Source organism: Clavibacter tessellarius (assembly GCF_001618005.1).
Classification (GTDB): domain Bacteria; phylum Actinomycetota; class Actinomycetes; order Actinomycetales; family Microbacteriaceae; genus Clavibacter; species Clavibacter tessellarius_A.
The window spans coordinates 1-800 of record NZ_LQXA01000060.1; the positions used below are offsets into that span (position 1 = coordinate 1).

The following is an 800-nucleotide window of genomic DNA, read 5'->3' on the forward strand; positions in this document are numbered from 1 at the left end:
CCCGCCACTCCGCCCCTCGCCGCCGACGCCCTGCGTCCGCGCGACCGCGCCCGTCGCGCATCCGGTCGCCGTGCGCGCTGACGCGGCCCGGGCACCCCTCCGCGGGATGCTCGCCGCCGCCGCGGTGCTCGCCCTCGTCGGCGGGCTGTCGCTGATCGGCGCCCGCGCCACCGCCGCCATCCTCGACACGCCCGACACCGGCATGCCCGGCCGGCTCTCGGTCTCCTCCGAGTGGACCGCCGCCTTCCTCGACGTGGCACCCGGCGAGCACGGCCACTGGATCATCGACGCCGGCATCGCGGACGCCGAGTCGGCGACGCTCGCCGTGGAGATCCGCTCCGGCGGGGAGCTCGCCGACCTCGACCGCGGCGTGCTCCTCCAGGTGGACCGCTGCGACGACGAGTGGGTGCCCCCCGCCACCGCTGCGCCGCGCACCGCGCCCACCTGCGTCAGCGGCACCGCCGCCGTCCTCGCGCCCACCCCGCTCCGCGAGTTCCGCGGGTCGACCGACCGCATGGACCTGCCGGACATCACCGCCGCCGCGGGCGAGCACCTGATGCTCACGGCCTCGGTCGATCCCGCCGACAGCGGCGACGAGCGGATCATGGGCCGCTCCGGCACCGTCGCGGTCGGCCTGCACGCCGAGAGCGCCGATCCCGCCGCGGTGCCCGTGCCCGTGGACGCGGCGGCTCCGCCCGTGGGAGGGACCACGGGGTTCGCGGGGATCCTGCCGCGCACCGGCAACGCGCTCGACGTGCTGTCGCTCGCGCTCGTGGCGGTCGGCGCGCTCGGCCTCGGCC

At 78.4% G+C, this 800-nt stretch carries 1 protein-coding gene; it reads left to right on the forward strand.

Going from position 1 to position 800, the window contains the following annotated elements; all coding sequences use genetic code 11:
* Window positions 1–70: 70 nt before the first annotated feature.
* Window positions 71–800 (forward strand): hypothetical protein (locus tag AWH51_RS14770; RefSeq protein ID WP_217491924.1); only part of this gene is annotated, 730 nt, incomplete at its 3' end.